This is a genomic window from Streptococcus mitis, from assembly GCF_946188375.1.
GTDB lineage: Bacteria > Bacillota > Bacilli > Lactobacillales > Streptococcaceae > Streptococcus > Streptococcus mitis_CX.
Map to the genome: position 1 here is coordinate 13201 of NZ_CAMHUS010000004.1, position 22817 is coordinate 36017.

The following is a 22817-nucleotide window of genomic DNA, read 5'->3' on the forward strand; positions in this document are numbered from 1 at the left end:
TGCGGACTAGCTAACTGCTTCACTAACTCACCTAACCAAATAATATCGATTTGGTTTGGTTCATGTCGTAAGCTTCAAGTTACTTGATTAAAAAGCAGTCTAAGTAATTAAGACCAAATCCTGTCGGAGATTTGGTTAGACTTATGTCGCAATCTTTTAATTACTTAATTGTAAAGCAGTCTAAATAACTAAGACCAAATCCTATACGTAATTAGGTTTAGAGGCCTATCAAAAATCTTATCAAGTTTTGCTGACTTGTTCTGCTATTTTAGATCCACTAAATCGATTTATTCACTACTACTTCTTTATCATACAGGGAGATTTCCTATGAGCCAATATGCTTATATCCTCGTTGTAATTAGCTTGGTGTTCCTTTTTCTGCTCAATAAGTACGAGAAGGAGAGACTTCAAAGGCTCTACCAAGAACAACTTTTGAAGGATGAAACATTTAGGACTGATATCAAAGAGAAAATTCACACGACTGAAAATATCAATGATGTCATTGCTTACATCAATAAAACTTATCATCTGGGAATGTTACTGTCAAAAGACATTACAGATCAATTGAAATAAACCGAGCTATTCTTTTAAGGAATATAAAAACCGAGACTGAGAGTTTGTCCCTTCGTCTCGGTTTTTGTGTATTTTTCAAGTAACAAAGCCACCACTCCCCAGTAATGCAAGTGCAAAATCCTCTAGAATATGATAGAATAATGAAAAGGACTCTATTAAGGAGGAAAACATGGAAAAACAAACCGTCGCCGTCTTGGGGCCTGGTTCTTGGGGAACTGCCCTTTCACAAGTCTTAAATGACAATGGACACGAGGTACGTATTTGGGGAAATCTTCCCGAGCAAATCAATGAAATTAATACCTATCATACTAACAAGCACTACTTTAAAGATGTCGTTCTAGATGAAAATATCATTGCCTACACTGACTTAGCAGAGGCATTAAAAGATGTGGATGCGATTTTGTTTGTTGTCCCAACAAAAGTGACACGACTTGTTGCCCAACAAGTTGCAAAAACCTTGGATCATAAGGCTATCATCATGCACGCATCAAAGGGATTAGAACCTGATAGCCATAAACGATTGTCAACCATCCTTGAAGAAGAAATTCCTGAACATCTCCGCAGTGATATTGTCGTTGTTTCAGGACCTAGTCATGCGGAAGAAACCATTGTACGTGACCTGACTTTAATCACTGCTGCTTCTAAAGATTTACAAACAGCTCAATACGTTCAAGAACTCTTTAGTAATCACTACTTCCGACTTTATACCAATACGGATGTTATTGGAGTTGAAACTGCTGGTGCTCTTAAAAATATTATTGCTGTCGGTGCTGGAGCTTTACATGGTTTGGGATTTGGTGACAATGCCAAGGCAGCCATCATCGCTCGAGGCTTGGCAGAAATTACCCGCCTAGGAGTAGCACTTGGGGCCAGTCCATTGACCTATAGTGGCTTATCCGGTGTAGGAGACTTGATCGTAACGGGAACCTCCATCCACTCTCGTAACTGGAGAGCCGGAGATGCTCTTGGTCGTGGAGAATCTCTAGCTGATATCGAAGCCAATATGGGCATGGTGATTGAAGGAATCTCAACAACTCGAGCAGCCTATGAACTAGCGCAAGAACTTGGAGTCTATATGCCAATTACACAAGCCATTTACCAAGTTATTTACCACGGAACCAATATTAAAGATGCCATTTACGACATCATGAACAATGAATTTAAAGCAGAAAATGAGTGGTCTTAACCCTCTAGAGAAAGGATTCTTATGACATCAAAAGTTAGAAAGGCAGTCATCCCTGCCGCTGGACTTGGAACTCGATTTTTACCAGCAACCAAAGCACTTGCTAAAGAGATGTTGCCAATTGTGGACAAACCAACTATCCAATTTATCGTAGAAGAAGCTCTTAAATCAGGTATTGAAGATATTCTGGTTGTCACTGGTAAATCAAAACGTTCTATTGAAGACCACTTTGACTCAAACTTTGAGCTTGAGTACAACCTCAAAGAAAAAGGCAAACATGACTTGTTAAAATTGGTAGACGAAACAACTGGCATTCGCCTTCACTTTATCCGTCAAAGCCATCCTCGTGGGCTTGGAGATGCTGTCTTACAAGCCAAAGCTTTTGTAGGGAATGAGCCCTTCGTTGTCATGCTTGGTGATGACCTAATGGATATTACAGATGACCATGCTGTACCTTTGACAAAACAATTGATGAATGATTACGAGACAACTCACGCATCAACAATTGCTGTTATGCCTGTCCCTCATGAAGACGTTTCAGCATATGGAGTTATAGCTCCTCAGGGTGAAGGGATTAATGGTCTCTACAGTGTCGAAACTTTCGTTGAAAAACCAGCTCCAGAAGATGCTCCAAGTGATTTGGCAATTATCGGACGCTATCTGCTCACACCAGAAATTTTTGAAATCCTCGAAAATCAAGCTCCCGGTGCTGGAAATGAAATCCAGCTTACCGACGCTATTGATACGCTTAATAAAACACAACGTGTTTTCGCCCGTGAATTTACAGGAGCTCGTTACGACGTTGGGGATAAGTTTGGCTTTGTGAAAACATCTATTGACTACGCCCTCAAACACCCACAAGTCAAAGATGACTTGAAAGGTTACCTCATCCAACTGGGAAAAGAATTGGCTGAGAAGGAATAACATAAAAAGATAAGGTTCAAAAATGCCTTATCTTTTTTATTACATAACTATTCTTATAAACCTTCACAACCCCATTCCCTTGTAGAGAAGTAAGACTGCAAGTCCTACGAACAACACTAACGCTACCAGTCTCTGACTAGCGCTATACATCTGTCTTTCTCCTCGAACTGGAAAGATAATTGCTAGAAATGCTCCACCAACTGCTCCCCCGAGATGGCCTGCTAGGCTGATTCCTGGAATCAGAACACTGCCAATAATGTTAACCACAAAAAGTGTCAGATAGGATTGCCCCAACTGCTGGATATAAGGATTACGCGTTGCATAGCGAAGAACAATAATCGCAGCAAATAGCCCATAGAGAGAAGTAGAAGCTCCTGCTGCTAAGGATTTGGGACTAAATACAAAAACAAAGAGATTGCCCATCATTCCTGATAAAAGATAGAGAAAGAAAAACTGCTTGGATCCAAAAATTTCCTCTACTTGCCTACCAAGATAATAGAGCGAAAGCATATTGACAATGAAATGTTCCCACCCAATATGAACAAAAATGGCAGAGAAGAGACGCCAAACCTGCTCAGGAAAGAGGCGAATAGCTGGCCCATACATGGCTCCAAATCGAAATAATGTATCTGCCCTGTCAAAGTTTCCGCCTGCAGTGACCAACATTAGTAAAAATACCAAGGCCGTCACAAAAAGGAAGAAACTCGTCACAGGATAACGTCTATCAAAGATTTCCTTCATCAATTAATACCTCCTGAACAGGAATATCATATTTTTCAGGGATAAAGTCCTGAATTTGACAAGGATAAACCGTACTCAAAGTATGATTAGAAAAATGTTCTAGATAGCGGTCATAATAACCTCCACCATATCCAATCCGATATCCTTTCGTCGTAAAAACCAAGCCAGGAACATGAATCAAATCAATCTGAGAGGCATCCACCACTTCCAAATCTCCCTGTGGTTCCAGTAAGCCAAAGGAAGTTTTGACCAGTTGTTGCGGATTATAGACTACAAAGTCCATGCGCCCCTTGGGATAAGTTTTGGGTATCAGAACCTTCTTGCCGTCCTTCAGCGCCTGCTCAATCAGTTCCTGCGTTTGAAACTCATGAGGAAAAGAGAGGTAGGTTGCGATGACCTCAGCTTCTTGGTAAAAGGGGTGTTGTAAAAGTCGTTCGGTTAAAGCTAGATCCGAAGTAACTTTTTGAGTTCGAGGGATAGCCTTCATTTCGTGCAAGACTTGCTTACGTAATTCCGATTTCATAGATAACCCCTCTACTCTGCTGCCTTCTTTTTCAGGAAACTAAAGACCGCATCCACCCCAATAGCTAATGCTTCTTCCTTAGGACTCATCTGAGGGTGATGAAGGGCGTAGGGACTATCAATACCTAGCCAGAACATAACGCCATCAACTTTTGAAAGGAGATAACCAAAGTCTTCACCTGTCATAGCAGGTTCGATATCAATCAACTCAATTCCGTCTTTTTCTTCAAAGAAGTCCATCAGTTCACGCGCCAAGGCTGGATGGTTCTCAACAGGCAGGTAACCACCTTGTTTGAGTTCCACTTCGACTTCCATATCGAAGGCAGCTGCAACCCCTTCTGCAACTGTTTTGACCCGCTTTTGCACCAAGAGACTCATGTCCTGTGTCAAAGCCCGAATAGTTCCATGCAAAAAGGCTGTGTCTGTGATGACATTATTGGTTGTTCCAGCTTGGAAAACTCCAAAGGTCACCACTGCTCCCTCGATTGGGTTGACATTGCGGCTGACAACTGACTGCACCTGGGTCACAAAGTAACTAGCAGCCACCAAAGCGTCATTGGCTTCATGTGGAAAGGCTGCGTGGCCACCTTTGCCTTTGAAACGAATCTTCACCTCACAAGTCCCTGCAAAGAGTGTATGAGTATTGGTCGCAATCTGACCAACCTTCAAATCTGGCCTAACATGAAGGCCATAAAACTGGTCTGGCAACCAGTCTCCAAAAGCGCCATCCTCATACATGAGCATGCCACCAGCTTCATTTTCTTCAGCAGGCTGAAACAAAAAGAGCAGATTGTTCTTTGGTTGCTCCTCAAGGGCTCGCTCAAGGCAGCCCAAGGCAATAGTCATGTGGAAATCATGGCCACAAGCGTGCATACGACCTTGGTGCTGAGAAGCGAAAGGAAGTCCTGTTTGTTCGACGATAGGCAGACCATCAATGTCTGTTCGCCAACCAATGGTACGCTCTGGCTGACTTCCCTGCAAGTAAACCAAAATACCTGTCCGCCAAGTACGAACTTGAACAAACTCCTTGCCCGCAGTCAATTTTTCAATCACATCCAGCAAATAAGCATGAGTCTTGAACTCCTCCAAGCCAATCTCTGGAATCTGGTGCAAATCTCGTCTAGTCTGAATCAAATCTAACATCTATCTATCCTCCGATATAGCAGAAAGAGGCTGGAAGAAGGGTTCCGCCTCTTTATTACTTTTACAATTATAAGGTACGAAGCGCATCCTCTAGCGCTGTTTTTTGTTGGGTTTGGGCATCAATCTCTTTGATAATGCGAGCTGGAACACCTGCTACCACCACGTTTTCTGGGACATCTTGGGTAACAATAGCTCCTGCTGCAACAACTGAACCACTACCGATTTGGACCCCTTCGATAACTACTGCATTGGCACCGATGAGAACATTGTCTCCAACACGGACTGGTTCTGCGCTAGCTGGCTCAATCACACCTGCAAGAACCGCACCTGCACCAACGTGACTGTTTTTCCCAACGATAGCACGGCCACCAAGGATGGCACCCATGTCAATCATAGTTCCTGCACCAATTTCAGCACCGATATTGATAACAGCCCCCATCATGATAACAGCATTGTCTCCAATTTCAACTTGGTCACGGATAATAGCACCTGGCTCGATACGAGCGTTGATAGCACGTTTGTCTAGCAAGGGAACTGCAGAATTGCGAGCATCTTGCTCAACAACATAGTCTTGATTTTCTACCAAACCATCGAGAAGCGGAGCCACGTCCTTCCAGTCTCCGAATAGAACATTTCCTAGTTTGACAACAGAGCTAGGTACAGCAGTTGCGAGTTGTCCCTCAAATGTTACTTTCACACTGGTTTTCTTTTCAGCATTGGCGATAAATTGGATAATTTCTTGAGCGTTCATTTTTGTAGCAGTCATAGGCGCCTCCTAGTTCATTTTAATGATACCTATTCTACCAAAAAAGGCCTCAAATTTGAAGCCTTTTTGTTTGTTTTTAGGTATGATTTTTAGGGATGTGAGATAAAACGTGCTGTCGGTAAAAGCAAGCCCCTACCGATACAACCTAAAAACACTCTTCACAACTATCTCCCCGTGTTTTATTGACTATTCTAGTATAGCACACTTTTAGAATTAAGAAAAGACTTTTTATTTACTTTCTTTCGCTTCTTCTATCGATAGGAAAATCATAGGTAAAATAATCAAGGCCATAGCTAGAAGAAGGGACCAATCCACTACTAAACCTAAAAATAAAACACTCAAAAGGGCAGAAGAGAGAGGTTCACTGGCACTAATAACGGAAACCACCAAAGGAGAAACCAAGGACACAGCCTTCATGGAAATAAAAAAAGCAAAAGCTGTCCCAAAGAAAGCAATAATGAGACAAATCAAGATACTCCAAATATCAGGAGTAAAGGAGAGCTTGTAAACAGGGGAAAGGACATTGCTAAACAAACCTGCCAAAATCATCCCCCACCCAACGGTGGGAACAAAACCATAACGCTTCGCAAAAGGTTGAGGTAAGATAACATTAAACATGACCCCCATGGCACTCAGCAAACCCGTCACAAGTGCTAGTGGTGTCATGGATAATTGAGAGAGATCTCCCTTTGTCGCCATCAGGCAAACACCCAACATGGCAACCAAAACATAAAGAATAGCACTTTTTGACGCTCGTTTTTGATAAACCAAGCGATTGTAAAAGAGGATAAAGACAGGGCTAATAAACTGTAAAATAGTTGCTGTCGCTGCATTAGAATATTCTACGCAGAGGTAGAAAAAATACTGAACTGAAAAAATCCCCAAAATAGCATAGGCTAAAAAGGGTAGGTAATTTTTCTTATCTCGCCAAATATCTAGCACTTGCGATTTTAATTGCACTGCAGACCAAATGAACACAAGACTCCCTGCCAGTGTCAAACGCATAGAGGTAATCCAGCCAGAGGACACTTGATAATGAGTAAAGAAATATTCTCCTAAAATTCCACAGATTCCCCAGATTAAGCCGGATAGGAGCGAATAAATAGTTCCTTTAACAATCTTTTTCTGATACTGATTCATACCTTTATTGTAACACGAAAGGAAAAAAGAAAAAAGTGGCAATCAATGCCACTTTCCTATCTTCTACTATTTGGTTGTGTAGATGATGAACTTGATGTACTGCTAGAACTACTACTTGAACTTGGTGTAGATGAGAAACTACCAATAATACTTGACCAAGCATTTTGGTAATCTGCTTCACTTCCTCCAATAGCAAAGTGATAGCTTGTCGTAGGAGCTCCCGCCTTATTAGCCCAATAACTCGTTACAGTAGCCCCTGAAAGATCCACCGTTTTTCCATTAACGGATACTTTGCCCGGCTTTTGCCCTGTAGATTTGAGGACCTGAGATTGGGTCACACTAGAATCAAGATTAAAGCGTTCATTGCCCCAAACACCAGGCTCAGCCTGTTGGATAGCATTGACCAAGTAAGCCATATATTTGGCATTTCGATAATGCCCAGCCCCCTTAGCCATCGGGCGGTTGTCATCATGCCCTAGCCAACCACCTAGAGTCAATCTTGGTGTTGACAGCATGAGCCACATATTTTCATCTTCATTAGTTGTACCAGTCTTCCCAATCCAGTCTGCACGAGCTAAGCTTGAATTGATAGAAGTCAAGTCTGTTTGGAAACTTGAAGTGATTCGGGATGAAATCACCTCACGAAGCAAACTCTGCATAATCGTTGCTGTTGCCTTCGAGTACACTTGAACTGGTTTGTCTTGGAATTCATAGATTACTCTACCATCAGATGATTCAATCTTAGAAATCACATGTTTCTGATGGTAGACACCGTTATTAGCTAGTGTCTGATAACCATTTGTATGCTGGGCAACTGTGACTTCAATCCCACCACCCATAGGCAGACTTTCGATACCGTACTCCGGAATCTCGTAACCCATTTTCTCCATGTAACCCTTGACATCTACACCCTTCTCACGAAGCATGCGATAGGTCCAATAGGCTGGGATATTCCATGAATAGTTCAAGGCTTCACCCAGAGTCATCATGCCTGTACCTGGACTGTTCACATACATGATAGGATTGCCATTAGAGAATTTTGTCGGATAATTTGACAAGATACTAGCGCTTCCCATCAAACCTTGGTCAATGGCAATACCGTAGGCCAGCAAAGGCTTGGTTGTAGAGGCTGGCGAACGCTTGGTATCAAAGGCGTGATTGTTTTGGTTTGTCTGGTAATTACGACCACCAACGAAGCCTAGAACAGCCCCCGTTTTATTGTCCATCAAAACATTCCCTACTTCAGGCTGCCCAGTCGAATCATCTACCAAACGACCGTAGTTAGCAACTGCATTTTGCATGGCGTTATGGATTTTTTTATTGATCGTTGTAGTGATTTTGTAGCCACCATTACTGAGTTCCTGCTCAGCACGCTCATGATATGCCTTTTGAATCGCTTCCTTTTTCAACTCTTGACTAGAGACATTGTCCTGCTGAATTAAATAATCATACATACGATCTGTTGCTTCAGACATAGCCGTAAAGTAAAGGTAATCTCTTGAAACAGCATTGACAGTTCCTGATGGCAAAAAGTCTTGTTTGAGATTGTAATCCTTGTACTGGTCGTATTCTTCCTGAGTCAAGGCACCCGTACGGTACATATTATAGAGAACATCCTTAGCTCGTTTCAAACCAAGCTCTAAATCTTCATCACTCTTTAACTCTCCAGTATTTTCATAAGGTGAATAAGTAATCGGACTCTGTGGCAAACCTGCTAGGAAGGCAGCTTGGGGAATACTCAACTTGTTGGCATCGATACCGAAAATCCCTTCAGCAGCTTGCTGGGCACCTGCAATATTCTGCCCTTTATGATTTCGACCAAAGGGAGCAACGTTGAGATAGGTGGTCAATATTTCATCCTTACTCATGTTGCGTTCCAAGGCAAGGGCATCAACAATTTCTGTAGCCTTACGAGCCAAAGTCGGAGCATCTCCAACCACTTGTTGTTTGATTAACTGTTGGGTCAAGGTCGAGCCCCCGCTAGATGAGCCCAAACCTGCAAAGGTTCCCAAAGTCGCCCGAATCACAGCTTTTGGCACAACCCCATTATGTTCAAGAAAATGTTCGTCCTCAGTTGCAACGATAGCCTTTTTGAGATTGTCCGATATTTCCTCAGATGAGACAGAAGTTCTCAGTAAATCACTCTCGATAGAAGCAATGACACTCCCATCTGCGTAAACAATTTCTGAGATGGAAGAAATATTTTTAACCTGCTTGACCAAGTCCTCCGATTGGGGAACCTTGGCCTTGTCAAACAAAGCAACTCCATAACCAAGAGCTACACCAGCACCAAAAAGCCCACCGATAAAGCCTAGAATAAAGAGAGTATTCAAAATTCCCTTGATAACAACTAAAATGCTACCTAGGATAGCCAGAACTTTCCCACCTGTCCCATCCGACTGCTTCTCTTCTGAGACTTTCTCTGATTTTTTATGATTTATTTTTGATTTTACTAGCTGGAAAAATTCCAGCATTTTTTGTTTTAATTCATTTAATTGATTTTGCATGGATTTCCTCACTGTAACTATTATACCATAAAAGGTAAACTTTCAATAAAATAGCCACTTTCTTCCCTATTCTACTAGGCTATTGCCCAAGTTTGTGATACAATAGGTAGAAACAATATTTTTAAAAAGGAGAAAAGACACATGCACATTTTTGATGAGCTAAAAGAGCGTGGTTTGATTTTTCAAACGACTGATGAAGAAGCTTTGCGTAGAGCCCTAGAAGAAGGTCAAGTTTCTTATTATACTGGCTACGATCCAACTGCTGACAGCCTTCACCTAGGCCATCTTGTCGCAATCTTGACAAGTCGTCGCTTGCAACTAGCAGGTCACAAACCTTATGCGCTCGTTGGCGGTGCTACAGGTCTCATTGGAGATCCGTCCTTCAAAGATGCTGAACGTAGTCTCCAAACAAAAGACACAGTAGATGGCTGGGTCAAGTCTATCCAAGGACAACTTTCTCGTTTTCTTGACTTTGAAAATGGCGAAAACAAGGCTGTCATGGTCAACAACTACGACTGGTTTGGCAGCATCAGCTTCATTGACTTCCTCCGTGATATCGGAAAATACTTCACTGTCAACTACATGATGAGCAAGGAGTCTGTGAAAAAACGGATTGAAACAGGGATTTCTTACACTGAGTTTGCCTACCAAATCATGCAAGGTTACGATTTCTTCGTCCTTAACCAAGACTACAACGTTACCCTTCAAATCGGTGGTTCTGACCAGTGGGGAAATATGACAGCTGGTACCGAATTGCTTCGTCGTAAGGCTGACAAGACTGGCCACGTTATCACTGTTCCATTGATCACAGATGCAACTGGTAAGAAATTTGGTAAATCAGAAGGAAACGCAGTCTGGCTCAATCCTGAAAAGACTTCCCCATACGAAATGTACCAATTCTGGATGAACGTTATGGACGCTGACGCTGTTCGCTTCTTGAAAATCTTTACTTTCTTGTCACTTGATGAGATTGAAGATATCCGCAAGCAGTTTGAAGCAGCTCCACACGAACGCTTGGCTCAAAAAGTCTTGGCTCGTGAAGTCGTAACACTTGTTCACGGCGAAGAAGCTTACAAAGAAGCCCTCAACATCACTGAGCAACTCTTTGCAGGAAACATCAAAAACCTTTCTGTCAAAGAGCTCAAACAAGGACTTCGTGGAGTACCAAACTACCAAGTACAAGCAGACGAAAACCACAATATCGTGGAACTCCTCGTGGCATCTGGTGTGGTCAACTCAAAACGCCAAGCCCGTGAAGACGTCCAAAACGGAGCTATCTACGTCAACGGTGACCGCATCCAAGACCTTGACTATGTCTTGAGTGACGCTGATAAGTTAGAGAACGAACTGACTGTTATCCGTCGCGGCAAGAAGAAATATTTTGTATTGACTTACTAAACTGTTCAACATTTACCTATAAAAAAGGAGTTAACCTCGAGAAAGGTAACTCCTTTTTGTTGTTGATAACCACATCTATCTAGCCTTAATAGACAGGCTACGCAGGACTATGCGCAAGGTTGTTAGATTATGTAAGATAGAGAGATTTGAAGGACTGAGCCAATTAAATAAGCCAAAGCCAATCAAACTACTATTTACTACAACGGTATCTTGAATATTCTTCTTGATGAGTGTTTGCAAAGATGATGATAGCCAATCCAACTCTTGGAAGAAATCCAAACGATTATCTAACAATAAGATATCGCTCATCTGCTTAGAAATATCTGCACTCTCATTCATCACCACACCGATATCTGATAGGGTTAGAGCAGCTGAGTCATTCAAGCCATCTCCAACCATCAAAATAGTGTGACCTGCTTTCTGCAGTTCCTCTACTAGCTCAAATTTCCCATCAGGTTTCAAGTCTGTATAGACCTGATCAAAGGGCAAATCTTTGACTAATTCCTCTGTTCTAACCAAGGTGTCCCCTGTTGCCAGAATCAATTTTTTCCCTTGTGCCTTAAGTTTCTCCAAGGCTGCTTTTGCTTCTTTTCTCAACGGAGTATGAATACAGAACATTCCAATCAATTCATTCTGATAAGCCAAGAATAAGAGATTATAGTGACTCTTGTACTCTTCAATTAAAGCATTTTGTTCTGAACTGATATGAATTTGCTCATCCTGCATCAAAACATAATTCCCAATAAGAACTGGTTGCCCATCTATATGAGATTTGATCCCCTTGCTTGCGATATATTGGAGTTTCCCATGCATTTCCTCATGTTCAATTCCCTCTATCTCAGCTTGCTTGACGATAGCATTAGCAATAGGATGATAAATGTGTTCCTCAAGACAGGCACTGATTCTGAGAATATCTTCCTCACTATAGTCCCCAAAAGGTAACACCTTTTCAACTATAGGATAGCTAGTTGTGATTGTTCCCGTCTTATCAAACAAGAAAGTATCAACTTCCAGATATTTCTCCAGAACATCCCCATCCTTAATCACCATTTCACGGTTCAACCCCTCCTTGATAGCTGTCAAATAAGCTACAGGAGTAGAGATTTTCAAAGCGCAGGAGAAATCGACCAATAGGAAAGAAATAGCCTTAGAAAAAGAACCTGTTAATAGGTAAGTCAGACCAGCCCCCAAGAAATTATATTTGACGACCTTATCCGCCATCTTGATAAAATAGCGTTGTTTCGTTTTCTTATTTTCTTCAGATTTCTTCATCAACTCAATCAGTTGTAAAATCCGGCTGTTCATCTGATTATCGGTTACACGAATGCGTAACTCTCCAGTTTCTAATACTGTATTTGCACAAACCAAATCAGACTCTCTTTTTTCAACTGGAAAACTCTCTCCTGTCAAGGAACTTTCGTTGACCATACCTAAACCTGAAACTACTTGTCCATCAAACAGAATTTCATTTCCTTGAGATAGGACCAAGACATCTCCTATTTGAACATCGGAACTCTTGATACTAACGACCGTATCCCCCTGTACTAGAAATACATCGCTCTCTTTTGCAAGAAGGCTTTGTTCTAAATCTGTTGCAGTTTTTTTCAAGGACCACTGATCTAAATGATTCCCCAAATCAAGCATAAACATGATATTGCTAGCTGTCTTGGATTGGTTCATAAACAAGGACAATAAAATCGCCGAACAGTCCAAGACTTCCATCGTTAGTTCCTTACGCGCTAGTGTTTGATAGGCTTCTCTAATATAGCCAAAAGCCTGATAACAAGTCCATATATAGCGAATAGGATACGGTACAAAACTACGAAAAAGTATACGCTTAATCGCTGCACCTGAAACAATAGAATAAGCACTCTCTTCTCTACGAATGGGAAGAGTCATCAACTCAGAAACTTTCCCTTTATCAATTCTTTTTAAAAAGGCTTCTGCATTATCTAATACAGAAAAGCCTTCTTTTATACGTAGAGTAAAGTGCTGTTGATCCATGTAAAACTGGATAGACTCAATCCCCTTTTCATCTCTCGCCAAGGAACGAAGATAGTCTTGAATATCCAAGGTGAGTGAAAAAGAAGATGATAGTCGGATATGTTGGTATCCTCTATGTAGCACTTTAAAAGACATATTATTCCCCTATAAGGCTATCTAATTGCTCTTCTTTTTTCTCTTGCTCGTACAAATATTTGGCATCTTGCAAGACATCGTCTCCATGTTGTTTCATAACAGAAACAGATGCATCTAGCCCGTCTTTCAACTTGTAAGCCTTAGCCAAAGCTTTAGAATAACCTTTTTTAGCTTCCTTACTTGCCAAGATTTTCAAACCAAGGGTACCAAATGCGACACCACCCAAAAAGAGTGATGATTTTTTCGCAACTTTTGCGACGGTTAATACTTCTTTTAACATACTTATTTCCTCCTTATCATTATTATATAGCAATTTAGATATAAAAGCAATTTCATTTTATAAATTGGAGAATTATACTCAATGAAAATCAAAGAGCAAACTAGGAAACTAGCCGCAGGCTGTACTTGAGTACGGCAAGGCGACGTTGACGTGGTTTGAATTTGATTTTCGAAGAGTATTAGTTTTATTTCTACTGAATCTCCCATCTACTTATTCCTAAAGTTGCTTTCATTTGCCTCTTTTGATACACTTAAACTATGAATACAAATCTCAAACCCAAACTTCAGCGTTTTGCTTCTGCGACTACCTTTGCCTGTCCTATCTGTCAAGAAAATCTGACTCTGGTAGAGAGTAGTCTCAAATGTAGCAATCGCCATTCTTTTGACTTGGCGAAATTCGGCTATGTCAATCTAGCCCCTCAAATCAAGCAATCTGCTAACTATGACAAGGAAAATTTTCAAAACCGTCAACAAATCCTAGAAGCCGGCTTTTATCAAGCTATTCTAGAGGCTGTATCTGACTTGCTAGCCAGTTCAGAAACTAGCACCACAGTCTTAGATATCGGTTGTGGCGAAGGATTCTATTCTCGCAAACTCCAAGAAAGTCATCCTGACAAAACCTTCTATGCCTTTGACATCTCCAAAGATTCCGTCCAAATCGCTGCTAAGAGCGAACCCGATTGGGCAGTCAATTGGTTTGTTGGCGACTTAGCTCGCCTCCCTATAAAAGACGCTAGCATGGATATCCTGCTTGATATCTTTTCCCCTGCCAACTATGGAGAATTTCGTCGCGTTTTATCCAAAGACGGTATCTTGATAAAGGTTATTCCAACTAAAAATCACCTCAAGGAAATCCGTCAGAAGGTACAAGACCAGCTGACAAACAAGGACTATTCCAACCAAGATATCAAAAATCATTTCCAAGAACACTTTACCATCCTATCAAGTAAAACTGCCTCTCTGACTAAGACTATCACAGCAGATCAGCTCCAATCCCTACTCAGCATGACGCCCCTACTCTTTCACGTCGACCAGACCAAGATTGACTGGAGCCAACTGACAGAGATTACTATTGAGGCTGAGATTCTAGTTGGGAGAGTACTATAATTGACACAAAAAACCGCATTTCAAGAAGATCTGCGGTTTTAAATTTCAATTTTTAAACTATCGTTCCCAAAAGTCTTAAACATTTAAAGCTTTTAGCTTCTCCATTTATTTTCGATTCGAAATAAAAAACTTATCAATAAATAGCAAGTGGAATAAGGCAAGTGTAATTCCCGATAAGCACCCATGATAAGAGATTTCTTGATGGGTAAGGGGGTAAAGATTACTATTACCCGCCAAGAGGCATGTTAAAATAACAAATAGAATCCAAAATAAATCCGTCCATTTATATTTTGAAAAATATTTTTTCCACATAAGAACACCTTCTTTCCTATAATCATATTATAATACTTTGTGTAAGCGAATACAAGAGATATGAGGTAATCAACTACGAAGAAATATAAGGCTGAAGACAGTAAAAACCAGCATTTTAAGCGTTTAAGGTGTCTATGATTTCTATCTTTTTAAGACAAGATTGACCCAAATCCACAGCATTTAAAAAAGCGAATTTCAATCGAAATTCGCTTTATAGGAAAGTGTATTGGTATAAATCTTGTATCTTAGTTCAAGTGCCAGATATCTTCGTTATACTGAGCGATTGTACGGTCAGATGAGAAGAATCCTGCTTTAGAAATGTTAACGATAACTTTATCCAACCATGCGTCACGGTCTTCGTAGTCAGCCAACATTTGTTCTTTAACATTGATGTAGTCTTCTAAGTCAAGAAGAGTCATGAACCAGTCTTTGTTGATCAATTCATTGTAAAGACGTTCCAAGCGCTCTTTGTTTCCAGCTGCAAGAACTGCATCGCTAACGATGAAGTCAACCAATGGTTTGATAGCTTCACGAGCGTAGAATTCGCTTGATTTGTAAGCTGCTTTTGCGTAAAGGTCGATAACAGTTTCTGAATCTTCACCAAAGATGTAGATGTTTTCGTCGCCAACCAACTCAGCGATTTCCACGTTAGCACCGTCCATAGTACCAAGAGTCAAAGCTCCGTTCAACATGAATTTCATGTTACCAGTACCTGAAGCTTCTTTAGAAGCAAGTGAGATTTGTTCTGAGATATCACATGCTGGGATAAGGAAGCTTGCTGCAGTAACGTTGTAGTTTTCAACCATAACTACTTGCAAGTGTGGAGCTACTGCTGGATCGTTAGCAATAACTTCTGACATGCAAAGGATCAAGTGGATGATGTCTTGAGCGATTGTGTAGGCTGGAGCTGCTTTACCACCAAAGAAGATTGTGATTGGGCGAGCAGGGATGTTACCAGCTTTGATGTCAAGGTATTTGTGGATGACGTACAAAGCGTTCATTTGTTGGCGTTTGTACTCGTGAAGACGTTTGATTTGGATATCAAAGATAGAGTTTGTATTGATTTCCACACCTTGGTGTTCTTTCAAGTGACGAGCCAATTTACGTTTGTTGTGAGCCTTGATGCTTTCCAATTTTTCTTTGACAGCTGCTTTGTCTTCATAAGACAAGAGTTTTTCAAGCTCATCTGCTTCATGGTGCCAACCTTCTCCAATAATCTCATCCAAGTAGTGAGATAGTCTTGGGTTAGCATGCATGAGCCAACGACGGAAAGTGATACCGTTTGTTTTGTTGTTGAATTTTTCTGGGTAAAGGTCGTAGAAGGCTTTCAATTCAGAGTTCTTCAAGATTTCAGTGTGGAGCGCTGCTACCCCGTTAACGCTGTATCCGTAGTGGATATCCATGTGAGCCATGTGAACACGTCCGCTCTCATCGATGATTTGAACTGCTGGATCTTTGTATTCTGCTTTCACGCGACGATCCAATTCTTCGATGATTGGTACCAAGTGAGGAACCACTTCTTGCAAGAATTCAAGAGGCCATTTTTCAAGGGCTTCAGCAAGGATTGTGTGGTTAGTGTAGGCAGTCATGTTACGAACGATTGAGATTGCTTCGTCAAGTTCGATACCACGAGCAGTCAAAAGACGGATCAATTCAGGGATAACCATTGATGGGTGAGTATCGTTGATTTGTACAACTGCGTAGTCAGCAAGGTCATGCAAGTTGCTTCCTTTTTCGATTGCTTCGTCGATGATCAATTGCGCACCGTTTGAAACCATGAAGTATTGTTGGAAGATACGGAGCAATTCACCTTGACGGTCACTATCATCTGGGTAAAGGAAAAGAGTCAAGTTGCGAGCGATATCTGTCTTGTCAAAGTTGATACCATCTTTAATGATTGAAGAGTCAACTGAATCCAAGTCAAACAAACGCAAGCGGTTCTTAGTTTCTGTCTTGTAACCAGGTACATCGATATCGTAAAGAGTTGATGTCAATGTGAAGTGAGCAAATGGTACTTGGTAGCTACGGCTTGAGCGAACCAACCAGTTTTGCTCTGTCAACCATGCGTTTGGAATTGTTTCTTGTTGGTTATTTTTAAGAACTTGTTGGAAAAGACCGTAGTGGTAGTTAAGACCAACACCGTCACCGTTCAAACCAAGAGTAGCAATTGAGTCGATAAAGCAGGCTGCCAAACGTCCCAAACCACCATTACCAAGAGATGGTTCCAATTCAACTTCTTCAACTTCGATCAAGTCTTTACCTGCAGCTGCAAGTTCTTTTTTAACATCGTCGTAAAGACCAAGGTTAATCAAGTTGTTTGACAAAAGTTTACCAATCAAGAACTCAGCTGAGATGTAGTAAACTTTTTTCTTACCAGTGTTAACTGGTTTTTGACTGCTTGCAAGCTTGCTGTAGTTAAGAAGAGCCAGGTAAAGCTCTTCATTGCTACATTCTGCAATGGTTTTATTGTAACGATTTTGTACAAATTCTTGTAGTGATAACATGTTTAAGGTGTCTCCTGATATTGTATTATTTCTTTAATTCTACCAAATTTTCATTGATTCGGCGATAGATTGTTGTCAAGTCAAGCAAGCCTTCCTCGACAGCTGGTGTCAATTGATCTTCAGTCATACGCCAAGACCAGTTTCCACCAAGAGTAGATGGGAAGTTCATACGAGCTGCCTCATCCAATTCTAGCAAATCTTGCATAGTTGCAATTGCCATAAAGCTAACTGATGAAAAGACTGTACGAAGCATAGCATGTGGCACTGTTTCGTATTCTTTACGGTTAGTGTAGCGAGCCATGTATTCACGAGTTGCATCATCGATCTCGTTACGGTACCAACCAAGGACCGTATTGTTATCGTGTGTTCCTGTGTACATAACTGAGTTAGCAGGTGCCAAGTGTGGGCTATCGATGCTTTCGTCTTCTGGGTTGAATGCAAATTGAAGAATCTTCATTCCTGGGAAGCCCGTACGTTCACGCAATTCGATAACTTCGTCTGTCATGAAACCAAGGTCTTCTGCGATGATGTTTAACTCACCAAGTTCTTCCTTAACGGCTGCAAAAAGCTTGTAGCCAGGACCTTTCACCCACTCACCAGGTGCTGCTGTATCGGAACCAGCAGGGATTTCCCAGTAAGATTCGAAACCACGGAAGTGGTCAATACGAACGATGTCGTAGATTTTGAAGCTTTCACGCAAGCGTTCAATCCACCATTTGTAGTCGTCTTTGTCCATTGCTTCCCAGTCATAGATTGGGTTACCCCAAAGCTGACCAGTTGCAGAAAATTCATCTGGTGGGCATCCTGCGATGCAAGTCGCCTTACCGTTGCCATCTGTCTTGAAGAGATGTGGATTTGCCCACATATCGCTTGAATCTTCCGCTACGTAGATTGGCATGTCTCCAACGATTTCGATGTGGTTGTCGTTAGCGTAAGCTTTCAATTTCAACCATTGTTGGAAGAAGAAGTATTGAGTCACACGGTGGTAAACCAACTTGTCTGCCAATTGCTCACGGTAGCTTTCAAGTGCTGAAGCTTTACGAGCACGAGCATCTGCATCTGGCCATTCAGTCCAAGCAAGATTGTCAAAATGCTCTTTGATAGCCATATACTCTGCAAAGAGTTCAAGCCATGATTGGTTGTCTTGAGCAAATTTCTCAAAATCTTTAACATCTCCCACTTCCAAGAAACGTTTTACCGCTTTTTCTAAAAGAGGACGACGTGCATAATAGATTTTCGCATAGTCAACTTCAGATGCATCGCTACCAAAGTCAACCCCTTCAAGGTCACTTACTTGCAACAAGCCTTGTTCCACCAAGATATCTAAATCGATAAAATGAGTGTTCCCTGCGAAGGCTGAGAAAGATTGGTAAGGAGAGTCTCCGTAACTAGTTGTTCCTAGTGGAAGGATTTGCCAGTAACGTTGTTTTGTGCGAACCAAGAAATCAACGAAGTCGTAAGCACTTTTACCAAATGATCCGATTCCGTATGCTCCTGGAAGAGAAGAAATGTGCATCAACACACCACTTTGACGTTTTTTCATAATAAGCACCTCATGTGTTTATAGTTAGATATTACATTTTTATGAACGCAAACGTTTGCGCTATTACTAGTATAGCTTATTTTCTTGATAAATGCAAGCGGTTTTAGATAACTTTTTTGATTATTTTTTTAAAAATTTTTCTTCTTACTCGTATATATATTCTTTCAGGAAACAAACAAAATAGGAATAAGGGTTTCACTTATCTCATTAAGCAAAAATAAAGCGAGAATCCTCCCTGCTTTCCATTTGTAAATTAGGCAATCGTTTTCTCAACTTTTTTTTAAATTTAAAACAAAACGGATTTTTGGGATTTTCTACTATTATATGACGATGAAGCGTTTACTTTTTTCACAATTTTTTTAAAAATTTTTACAAAAAACACTTGCAACCGCTTTCCGATTGTGCTATACTAGTCCCATAAAGGAAAACGTTTGCGTTTCCTCATTATAAAATTTGTTATTCTTTAGGAGGAATACACTATGTCATCTAAATTCATGAAGAGCGCTGCTGTGCTTGGAACTGTTACACTTGCTAGCTTGCTTTTGGTAGCTTGCGGAAGCAAAACTGCTGATAAGCCTACTGCTTCTGGTTCATCTGAAGCGAAAGAACTCACTGTATATGTAGACGAGGGGTATAAGAGCTATATTGAAGAAGTTGCTAAAGCTTATGAAAAAGAAACTGGAGTAAAAGTCACTCTTAAAACTGGTGATGCTCTAGGAGGTCTTGATAAACTTTCTCTTGACAACCAATCTGGTAATGTCCCTGACATTATGATGGCTCCATACGACCGTGTAGGTAGCCTCGGTACTGACGGACAACTTTCAGAAGTGAAATTGAGCGACAGCGCTAAAACAGATGATAAAACTAAATCTCTTGTAACAGCTGCTGACGGTAAAGTTTACGGTGCTCCAGCCGTTATCGAGTCACTAGTTATGTACTACAACAAAGACTTGATAAAAGAAGCTCCAAAAACTTTTGCTGACTTAGAAAACCTTGCTAAAGATAGCAAATATGCCTTCGCTGGTGAAGACGGCAAAACTACTGCCTTCCTAGCTGACTGGACAAACTTCTACTATGCATACGGACTTCTTGCTGGTAACGGAGCTTATGTATTTGGCGATAACGGTAAAAATCCTAAAGATATCGGTCTTGCAAACGAAGGTTCAATTACAGGTATCAACTACGCTAAATCTTGGTATGAAAAATGGCCTAAAGGTATGCAAGATACAGAAGGTTCTGGAAACTTAATTCAAACTCATTTCCAAGAAGGTAAAACAGCTGCTATCATCGACGGACCTTGGAAAGCTCAAGCCTTTAAAGATGCTAAAGTAAACTACGGTGTTGCGACTATCCCTACTCTTCCAAATGGAAAAGAATATGCTGCCTTCGGTGGTGGTAAAGCTTGGGTCATCCCTCAAGCCACTAAGAACCTTGAAGCTTCTCAAAAATTTGTAGACTTCCTTGTTTCAACTGAACAACAAAAAGTATTATACGATAAAACTAACGAAATCCCAGCTAACACTGAGGCTCGTTCATACGCTGAAGGTAAAAACGATGAGTTGACAACAGCTGTTATCAAACAGTTCAAGAACGCTCAACCAATGCCAAACATCTCTCAAATGTCTGCAGTTTGGGATCCAGCGAAAAATATGCTCTTCGATGCTGTAAGTGGTAAGAAAGATGCGAAAACAGCTGCTAACGATGCTGTAACATTGATCAAAGAAACAATCAAACAAAAATTTGGTGAATAAAAAAATTTGTTCAAGGGGGGTGGAATTCAAATCCCCCTTTGAATTTATCAATAAAAAACATATATAGTTTAGGTTTTAACTAGAAACCAGTATCCTATGAAAGGAGTTATTATGGAAAAGCAACAACCTAGTAAAGCAGCCCTGCTGTCTATCATTCCTGGGTTAGGACAGATTTACAATAAACAAAAAGCCAAAGGTTTTATCTTCCTTGGTGTAACCCTTGTATTTGTCCTCTACTTCCTAGCACTTGCAGCCCCTGAATTGAGCAATCTTATCACTCTTGGTGATAAACCAGGTCGTGATAATTCCCTCTTTATGCTGATTCGTGGTGCCTTCCATTTAATCTTTGTAGTCGTTTATGTACTCTTTTATTTCGCAAATATAAAAGATGCACATACAATTGCAAAACGTATTAACAATGGAATCCCAGTTCCACGTACCCTCAAAGACATGATCAAAGGAATCTATGAAAATGGCTTCCCTTACCTCTTGATCATTCCATCTTATGTTGCCATGACTTTTGCGATTATCTTCCCAGTTATCGTAACCTTGATGATTGCCTTTACCAACTATGACTTCCAACACTTGCCACCAAACAAATTGTTGGACTGGGTTGGTTTGACAAACTTTACGAACATTTGGAGTTTGAGCACCTTCCGTTCAGCCTTTGGTGCCGTTCTTTCTTGGACCATCATCTGGGCTTTGGCTGCCTCAACTTTACAGATCGTCATCGGTATCTTCACAGCTATCATTGCTAACCAACCATTTATCAAAGGAAAACGTATCTTCGGTGTTATTTTCCTTCTACCTTGGGCTGTTCCAGCCTTCATCACTATCTTGACATTCTCAAACATGTTTAATGATAGTGTTGGTGCTATCAACACTCAAGTCTTGCCAATCTTGGCTAAATTCCTTCCTTTCCTTGATGGTGCTCTTATTCCTTGGAAAACAGACCCAACTTGGACTAAAGTAGCTTTGATTATGATGCAAGGTTGGCTTGGATTCCCATACATCTACGTTTTGACTTTGGGTATCTTGCAATCTATTCCTAACGACCTTTACGAAGCAGCTTATATTGACGGTGCCAATGCTTGGCAAAAATTCCGTAACATCACTTTCCCAATGATCTTGGCTGTTGCGGCACCTACTTTGATTAGCCAATATACCTTCAACTTTAACAACTTCTCTATCATGTACCTCTTCAATGGTGGAGGACCTGGTAGTGTCGGTGGTGGAGCTGGTTCAACTGATATCTTGATCTCATGGATCTACCGTTTGACAACAGGTACATCTCCTCAATACTCAATGGCGGCAGCTGTTACCTTGATTATCTCTATCATTGTCATCTCAATCTCTATGATCGCATTCAAGAAACTACACGCATTTGATATGGAGGACGTCTAAGATGAATAACTCAATTAAACTCAAACGTAGACTGACTCAAACCCTTACTTATCTCTACTTGATCGGCCTATCAATTGTCATCATCTATCCACTATTGATTACCATCATGTCAGCCTTTAAAGCAGGTAACGTCGCAGCGTTTAAACTCGATACTAACATCAACTTCAATTTTGATAACTTTAAAGGACTCTTTACTGAAACCCTATACGGTACATGGTATCTCAATACCTTGATCATCGCCTTGGTTACCATGGCAGTTCAAACAAGTATCATCGTACTTGCTGGTTATGCCTACAGCCGTTACAACTTCTTGGCTCGTAAACAAAGTTTGGTCTTCTTCTTGATTATCCAAATGGTGCCAACCATGGCCGCTTTGACAGCCTTCTTCGTTATGGCGCTTATGTTGAACGCCCTTAACCACAGCTGGTTCCTCATCTTCCTTTATGTTGGTGGAGGTATCCCGATGAATGCTTGGCTCATGAAAGGCTACTTCGATACAGTGCCAATGTCTCTAGACGAATCTGCAAAACTAGACGGTGCAGGACACTTCCGCCGCTTCTGGCAAATTGTTCTTCCACTGGTTCGCCCAATGGTTGCCGTACAAGCTCTCTGGGCCTTCATGGGACCTTTCGGGGACTACATCCTCTCTAGTTTCTTGCTTCGTGAGAAAGAATACTTTACTGTTGCCGTTGGTCTCCAAACCTTCGTCAACAATGTGAAGAACTTGAAGATTGCCTACTTCTCAGCAGGTGCTATCCTCATCGCCCTTCCAATCTGTATTCTCTTCTTCTTCCTACAAAAGAACTTTGTTTCAGGACTTACAAGTGGTGGCGACAAGGGATAATATATCCCCGCCACCCTTTTTCATTTTGAAGCTTGTG

Annotated in this window: 19 protein-coding genes; 8 read left to right on the plus strand and 11 right to left on the minus strand. The window is 41.1% G+C overall.

Features of this window, described 5'->3' with window-relative positions; genetic code table 11:
* Positions 1–327 precede the first annotated feature (327 nt).
* From N8M16_RS05175 to galU, 3 genes are all read left to right on the plus strand, one after another.
* A complete protein-coding gene (locus tag N8M16_RS05175) occupies positions 328–573 on the plus strand; it encodes a hypothetical protein (protein WP_049532292.1) in 246 nt (81 codons plus the stop codon).
* Positions 574–742: 169 nt separating this feature from the next.
* Positions 743–1759: an NAD(P)H-dependent glycerol-3-phosphate dehydrogenase gene (locus tag N8M16_RS05180; RefSeq protein ID WP_020903403.1), complete on the plus strand. Its 1017-nt coding sequence runs from the start codon at positions 743–745 to the stop codon at positions 1757–1759.
* A gap of 21 nt (positions 1760–1780) precedes the next feature.
* Positions 1781–2680 (plus strand): UTP--glucose-1-phosphate uridylyltransferase GalU, encoded by a 900-nt coding sequence (gene galU, locus N8M16_RS05185; protein WP_261069750.1) that lies wholly within the window; start codon positions 1781–1783, stop codon positions 2678–2680.
* 63 nt (positions 2681–2743) lie between these two features.
* Here the strand turns inward: galU and N8M16_RS05190 are convergent, their stop codons facing one another.
* The 6 genes from N8M16_RS05190 to pbp1b form a co-directional block, all read right to left on the minus strand.
* On the minus strand, positions 2744–3421 hold the full coding sequence (locus tag N8M16_RS05190) for a rhomboid family intramembrane serine protease (protein ID WP_004258900.1): 678 nt from the start codon (positions 3419–3421) through the stop codon (positions 2744–2746).
* The gene (locus N8M16_RS05195; protein WP_261069751.1) at positions 3405–3944 is read right to left on the minus strand and encodes a 5-formyltetrahydrofolate cyclo-ligase; all 540 of its coding nucleotides are present in this window, start codon (positions 3942–3944) and stop codon (positions 3405–3407) included. The genes N8M16_RS05190 and N8M16_RS05195 overlap by 17 nt, the downstream gene beginning before the upstream one ends.
* Before the next feature lie 11 nt (positions 3945–3955).
* Positions 3956–5086, minus strand: coding sequence for an N-acetyldiaminopimelate deacetylase (locus tag N8M16_RS05200; protein WP_033685315.1), 1131 nt, complete (start codon positions 5084–5086; stop codon positions 3956–3958).
* A gap of 67 nt (positions 5087–5153) precedes the next feature.
* Positions 5154–5852, minus strand: a complete 699-nt coding sequence (gene dapD / locus N8M16_RS05205; RefSeq protein WP_000127460.1) for a 2,3,4,5-tetrahydropyridine-2,6-dicarboxylate N-acetyltransferase — start codon at positions 5850–5852, stop codon at positions 5154–5156.
* 228 nt (positions 5853–6080) lie between these two features.
* Positions 6081–6992 (minus strand): DMT family transporter, encoded by a 912-nt coding sequence (locus N8M16_RS05210; protein ID WP_261069752.1) that lies wholly within the window; start codon positions 6990–6992, stop codon positions 6081–6083.
* A 56-nt stretch (positions 6993–7048) separates the two neighbouring features.
* Complete coding sequence (pbp1b, locus tag N8M16_RS05215) at positions 7049–9499, minus strand: penicillin-binding protein PBP1B (protein WP_261069753.1); 2451 nt, start codon at positions 9497–9499, stop codon at positions 7049–7051.
* A 141-nt stretch (positions 9500–9640) separates the two neighbouring features.
* Here pbp1b and tyrS point away from each other — a divergent pair, with 141 nt between their 5' ends.
* On the plus strand, positions 9641–10897 hold the full coding sequence (tyrS, locus tag N8M16_RS05220; RefSeq protein WP_033685316.1) for a tyrosine--tRNA ligase: 1257 nt from the start codon (positions 9641–9643) through the stop codon (positions 10895–10897).
* A 75-nt stretch (positions 10898–10972) separates the two neighbouring features.
* On the opposite strand, the gene N8M16_RS05225 is transcribed toward tyrS, so the two are convergent.
* Both N8M16_RS05225 and N8M16_RS05230 read right to left on the minus strand, forming a co-directional pair.
* Positions 10973–13036 (minus strand): heavy metal translocating P-type ATPase, encoded by a 2064-nt coding sequence (locus N8M16_RS05225; protein WP_237447294.1) that lies wholly within the window; start codon positions 13034–13036, stop codon positions 10973–10975.
* A gap of 1 nt (position 13037) precedes the next feature.
* Complete coding sequence (locus N8M16_RS05230; RefSeq protein WP_004258701.1) at positions 13038–13316, minus strand: DUF6110 family protein; 279 nt, start codon at positions 13314–13316, stop codon at positions 13038–13040.
* Between the two features lie 257 nt (positions 13317–13573).
* Here N8M16_RS05230 and N8M16_RS05235 point away from each other — a divergent pair, with 257 nt between their 5' ends.
* Positions 13574–14422, plus strand: coding sequence for a putative RNA methyltransferase (locus N8M16_RS05235; protein WP_261057377.1), 849 nt, complete (start codon positions 13574–13576; stop codon positions 14420–14422).
* 105 nt (positions 14423–14527) lie between these two features.
* Here N8M16_RS05235 and N8M16_RS05240 read toward each other — a convergent pair whose 3' ends face one another.
* The 3 genes from N8M16_RS05240 to malQ form a co-directional block, all read right to left on the minus strand.
* On the minus strand, positions 14528–14734 hold the full coding sequence (locus N8M16_RS05240) for a hypothetical protein (RefSeq protein ID WP_000265676.1): 207 nt from the start codon (positions 14732–14734) through the stop codon (positions 14528–14530).
* Between the two features lie 245 nt (positions 14735–14979).
* Positions 14980–17238 carry a glycogen/starch/alpha-glucan family phosphorylase gene (glgP, locus tag N8M16_RS05245; RefSeq protein ID WP_261069754.1) on the minus strand — a complete coding sequence of 753 codons (2259 nt, stop codon included), beginning with the start codon at positions 17236–17238 and terminating at the stop codon, positions 14980–14982.
* 25 nt (positions 17239–17263) lie between these two features.
* The gene (gene malQ / locus N8M16_RS05250) at positions 17264–18781 is read right to left on the minus strand and encodes a 4-alpha-glucanotransferase (protein ID WP_261069755.1); all 1518 of its coding nucleotides are present in this window, start codon (positions 18779–18781) and stop codon (positions 17264–17266) included.
* 479 nt (positions 18782–19260) lie between these two features.
* Between malQ and N8M16_RS05255 the strand changes: the two genes are divergently transcribed.
* The 3 genes from N8M16_RS05255 to N8M16_RS05265 all read left to right on the plus strand — a co-directional run bounded on the left by N8M16_RS05255 (position 19261) and on the right by N8M16_RS05265 (position 22780).
* The gene (locus tag N8M16_RS05255) at positions 19261–20532 is read left to right on the plus strand and encodes a maltodextrin ABC transporter substrate-binding protein (RefSeq protein WP_261069756.1); all 1272 of its coding nucleotides are present in this window, start codon (positions 19261–19263) and stop codon (positions 20530–20532) included.
* A gap of 111 nt (positions 20533–20643) precedes the next feature.
* Positions 20644–21936, plus strand: a complete 1293-nt coding sequence (locus N8M16_RS05260; RefSeq protein ID WP_045606603.1) for a carbohydrate ABC transporter permease — start codon at positions 20644–20646, stop codon at positions 21934–21936.
* 1 nt (position 21937) lies between these two features.
* The gene (locus tag N8M16_RS05265) at positions 21938–22780 is read left to right on the plus strand and encodes a sugar ABC transporter permease (RefSeq protein WP_045606601.1); all 843 of its coding nucleotides are present in this window, start codon (positions 21938–21940) and stop codon (positions 22778–22780) included.
* Positions 22781–22817 lie beyond the last annotated feature (37 nt).

Coding starts and splice junctions, on each gene's coding strand:
- N8M16_RS05175 (WP_049532292.1), top strand. CDS start 328: ATGAGCCAATATGCTTATATCCTCGTTGTAATTAGCTTGGTGTTCCTT.
- N8M16_RS05180 (WP_020903403.1), top strand. CDS start 743: ATGGAAAAACAAACCGTCGCCGTCTTGGGGCCTGGTTCTTGGGGAACT.
- galU (WP_261069750.1), top strand. CDS start 1,781: ATGACATCAAAAGTTAGAAAGGCAGTCATCCCTGCCGCTGGACTTGGA.
- N8M16_RS05190 (WP_004258900.1), bottom strand. CDS start 3,421: ATGAAGGAAATCTTTGATAGACGTTATCCTGTGACGAGTTTCTTCCTT.
- N8M16_RS05195 (WP_261069751.1), bottom strand. CDS start 3,944: ATGAAATCGGAATTACGTAAGCAAGTCTTGCACGAAATGAAGGCTATC.
- N8M16_RS05200 (WP_033685315.1), bottom strand. CDS start 5,086: ATGTTAGATTTGATTCAGACTAGACGAGATTTGCACCAGATTCCAGAG.
- dapD (WP_000127460.1), bottom strand. CDS start 5,852: ATGACTGCTACAAAAATGAACGCTCAAGAAATTATCCAATTTATCGCC.
- N8M16_RS05210 (WP_261069752.1), bottom strand. CDS start 6,992: ATGAATCAGTATCAGAAAAAGATTGTTAAAGGAACTATTTATTCGCTC.
- pbp1b (WP_261069753.1), bottom strand. CDS start 9,499: ATGCAAAATCAATTAAATGAATTAAAACAAAAAATGCTGGAATTTTTC.
- tyrS (WP_033685316.1), top strand. CDS start 9,641: ATGCACATTTTTGATGAGCTAAAAGAGCGTGGTTTGATTTTTCAAACG.
- N8M16_RS05225 (WP_237447294.1), bottom strand. CDS start 13,036: ATGTCTTTTAAAGTGCTACATAGAGGATACCAACATATCCGACTATCA.
- N8M16_RS05230 (WP_004258701.1), bottom strand. CDS start 13,316: ATGTTAAAAGAAGTATTAACCGTCGCAAAAGTTGCGAAAAAATCATCA.
- N8M16_RS05235 (WP_261057377.1), top strand. CDS start 13,574: ATGAATACAAATCTCAAACCCAAACTTCAGCGTTTTGCTTCTGCGACT.
- N8M16_RS05240 (WP_000265676.1), bottom strand. CDS start 14,734: ATGTGGAAAAAATATTTTTCAAAATATAAATGGACGGATTTATTTTGG.
- glgP (WP_261069754.1), bottom strand. CDS start 17,238: ATGTTATCACTACAAGAATTTGTACAAAATCGTTACAATAAAACCATT.
- malQ (WP_261069755.1), bottom strand. CDS start 18,781: ATGAAAAAACGTCAAAGTGGTGTGTTGATGCACATTTCTTCTCTTCCA.
- N8M16_RS05255 (WP_261069756.1), top strand. CDS start 19,261: ATGTCATCTAAATTCATGAAGAGCGCTGCTGTGCTTGGAACTGTTACA.
- N8M16_RS05260 (WP_045606603.1), top strand. CDS start 20,644: ATGGAAAAGCAACAACCTAGTAAAGCAGCCCTGCTGTCTATCATTCCT.
- N8M16_RS05265 (WP_045606601.1), top strand. CDS start 21,938: ATGAATAACTCAATTAAACTCAAACGTAGACTGACTCAAACCCTTACT.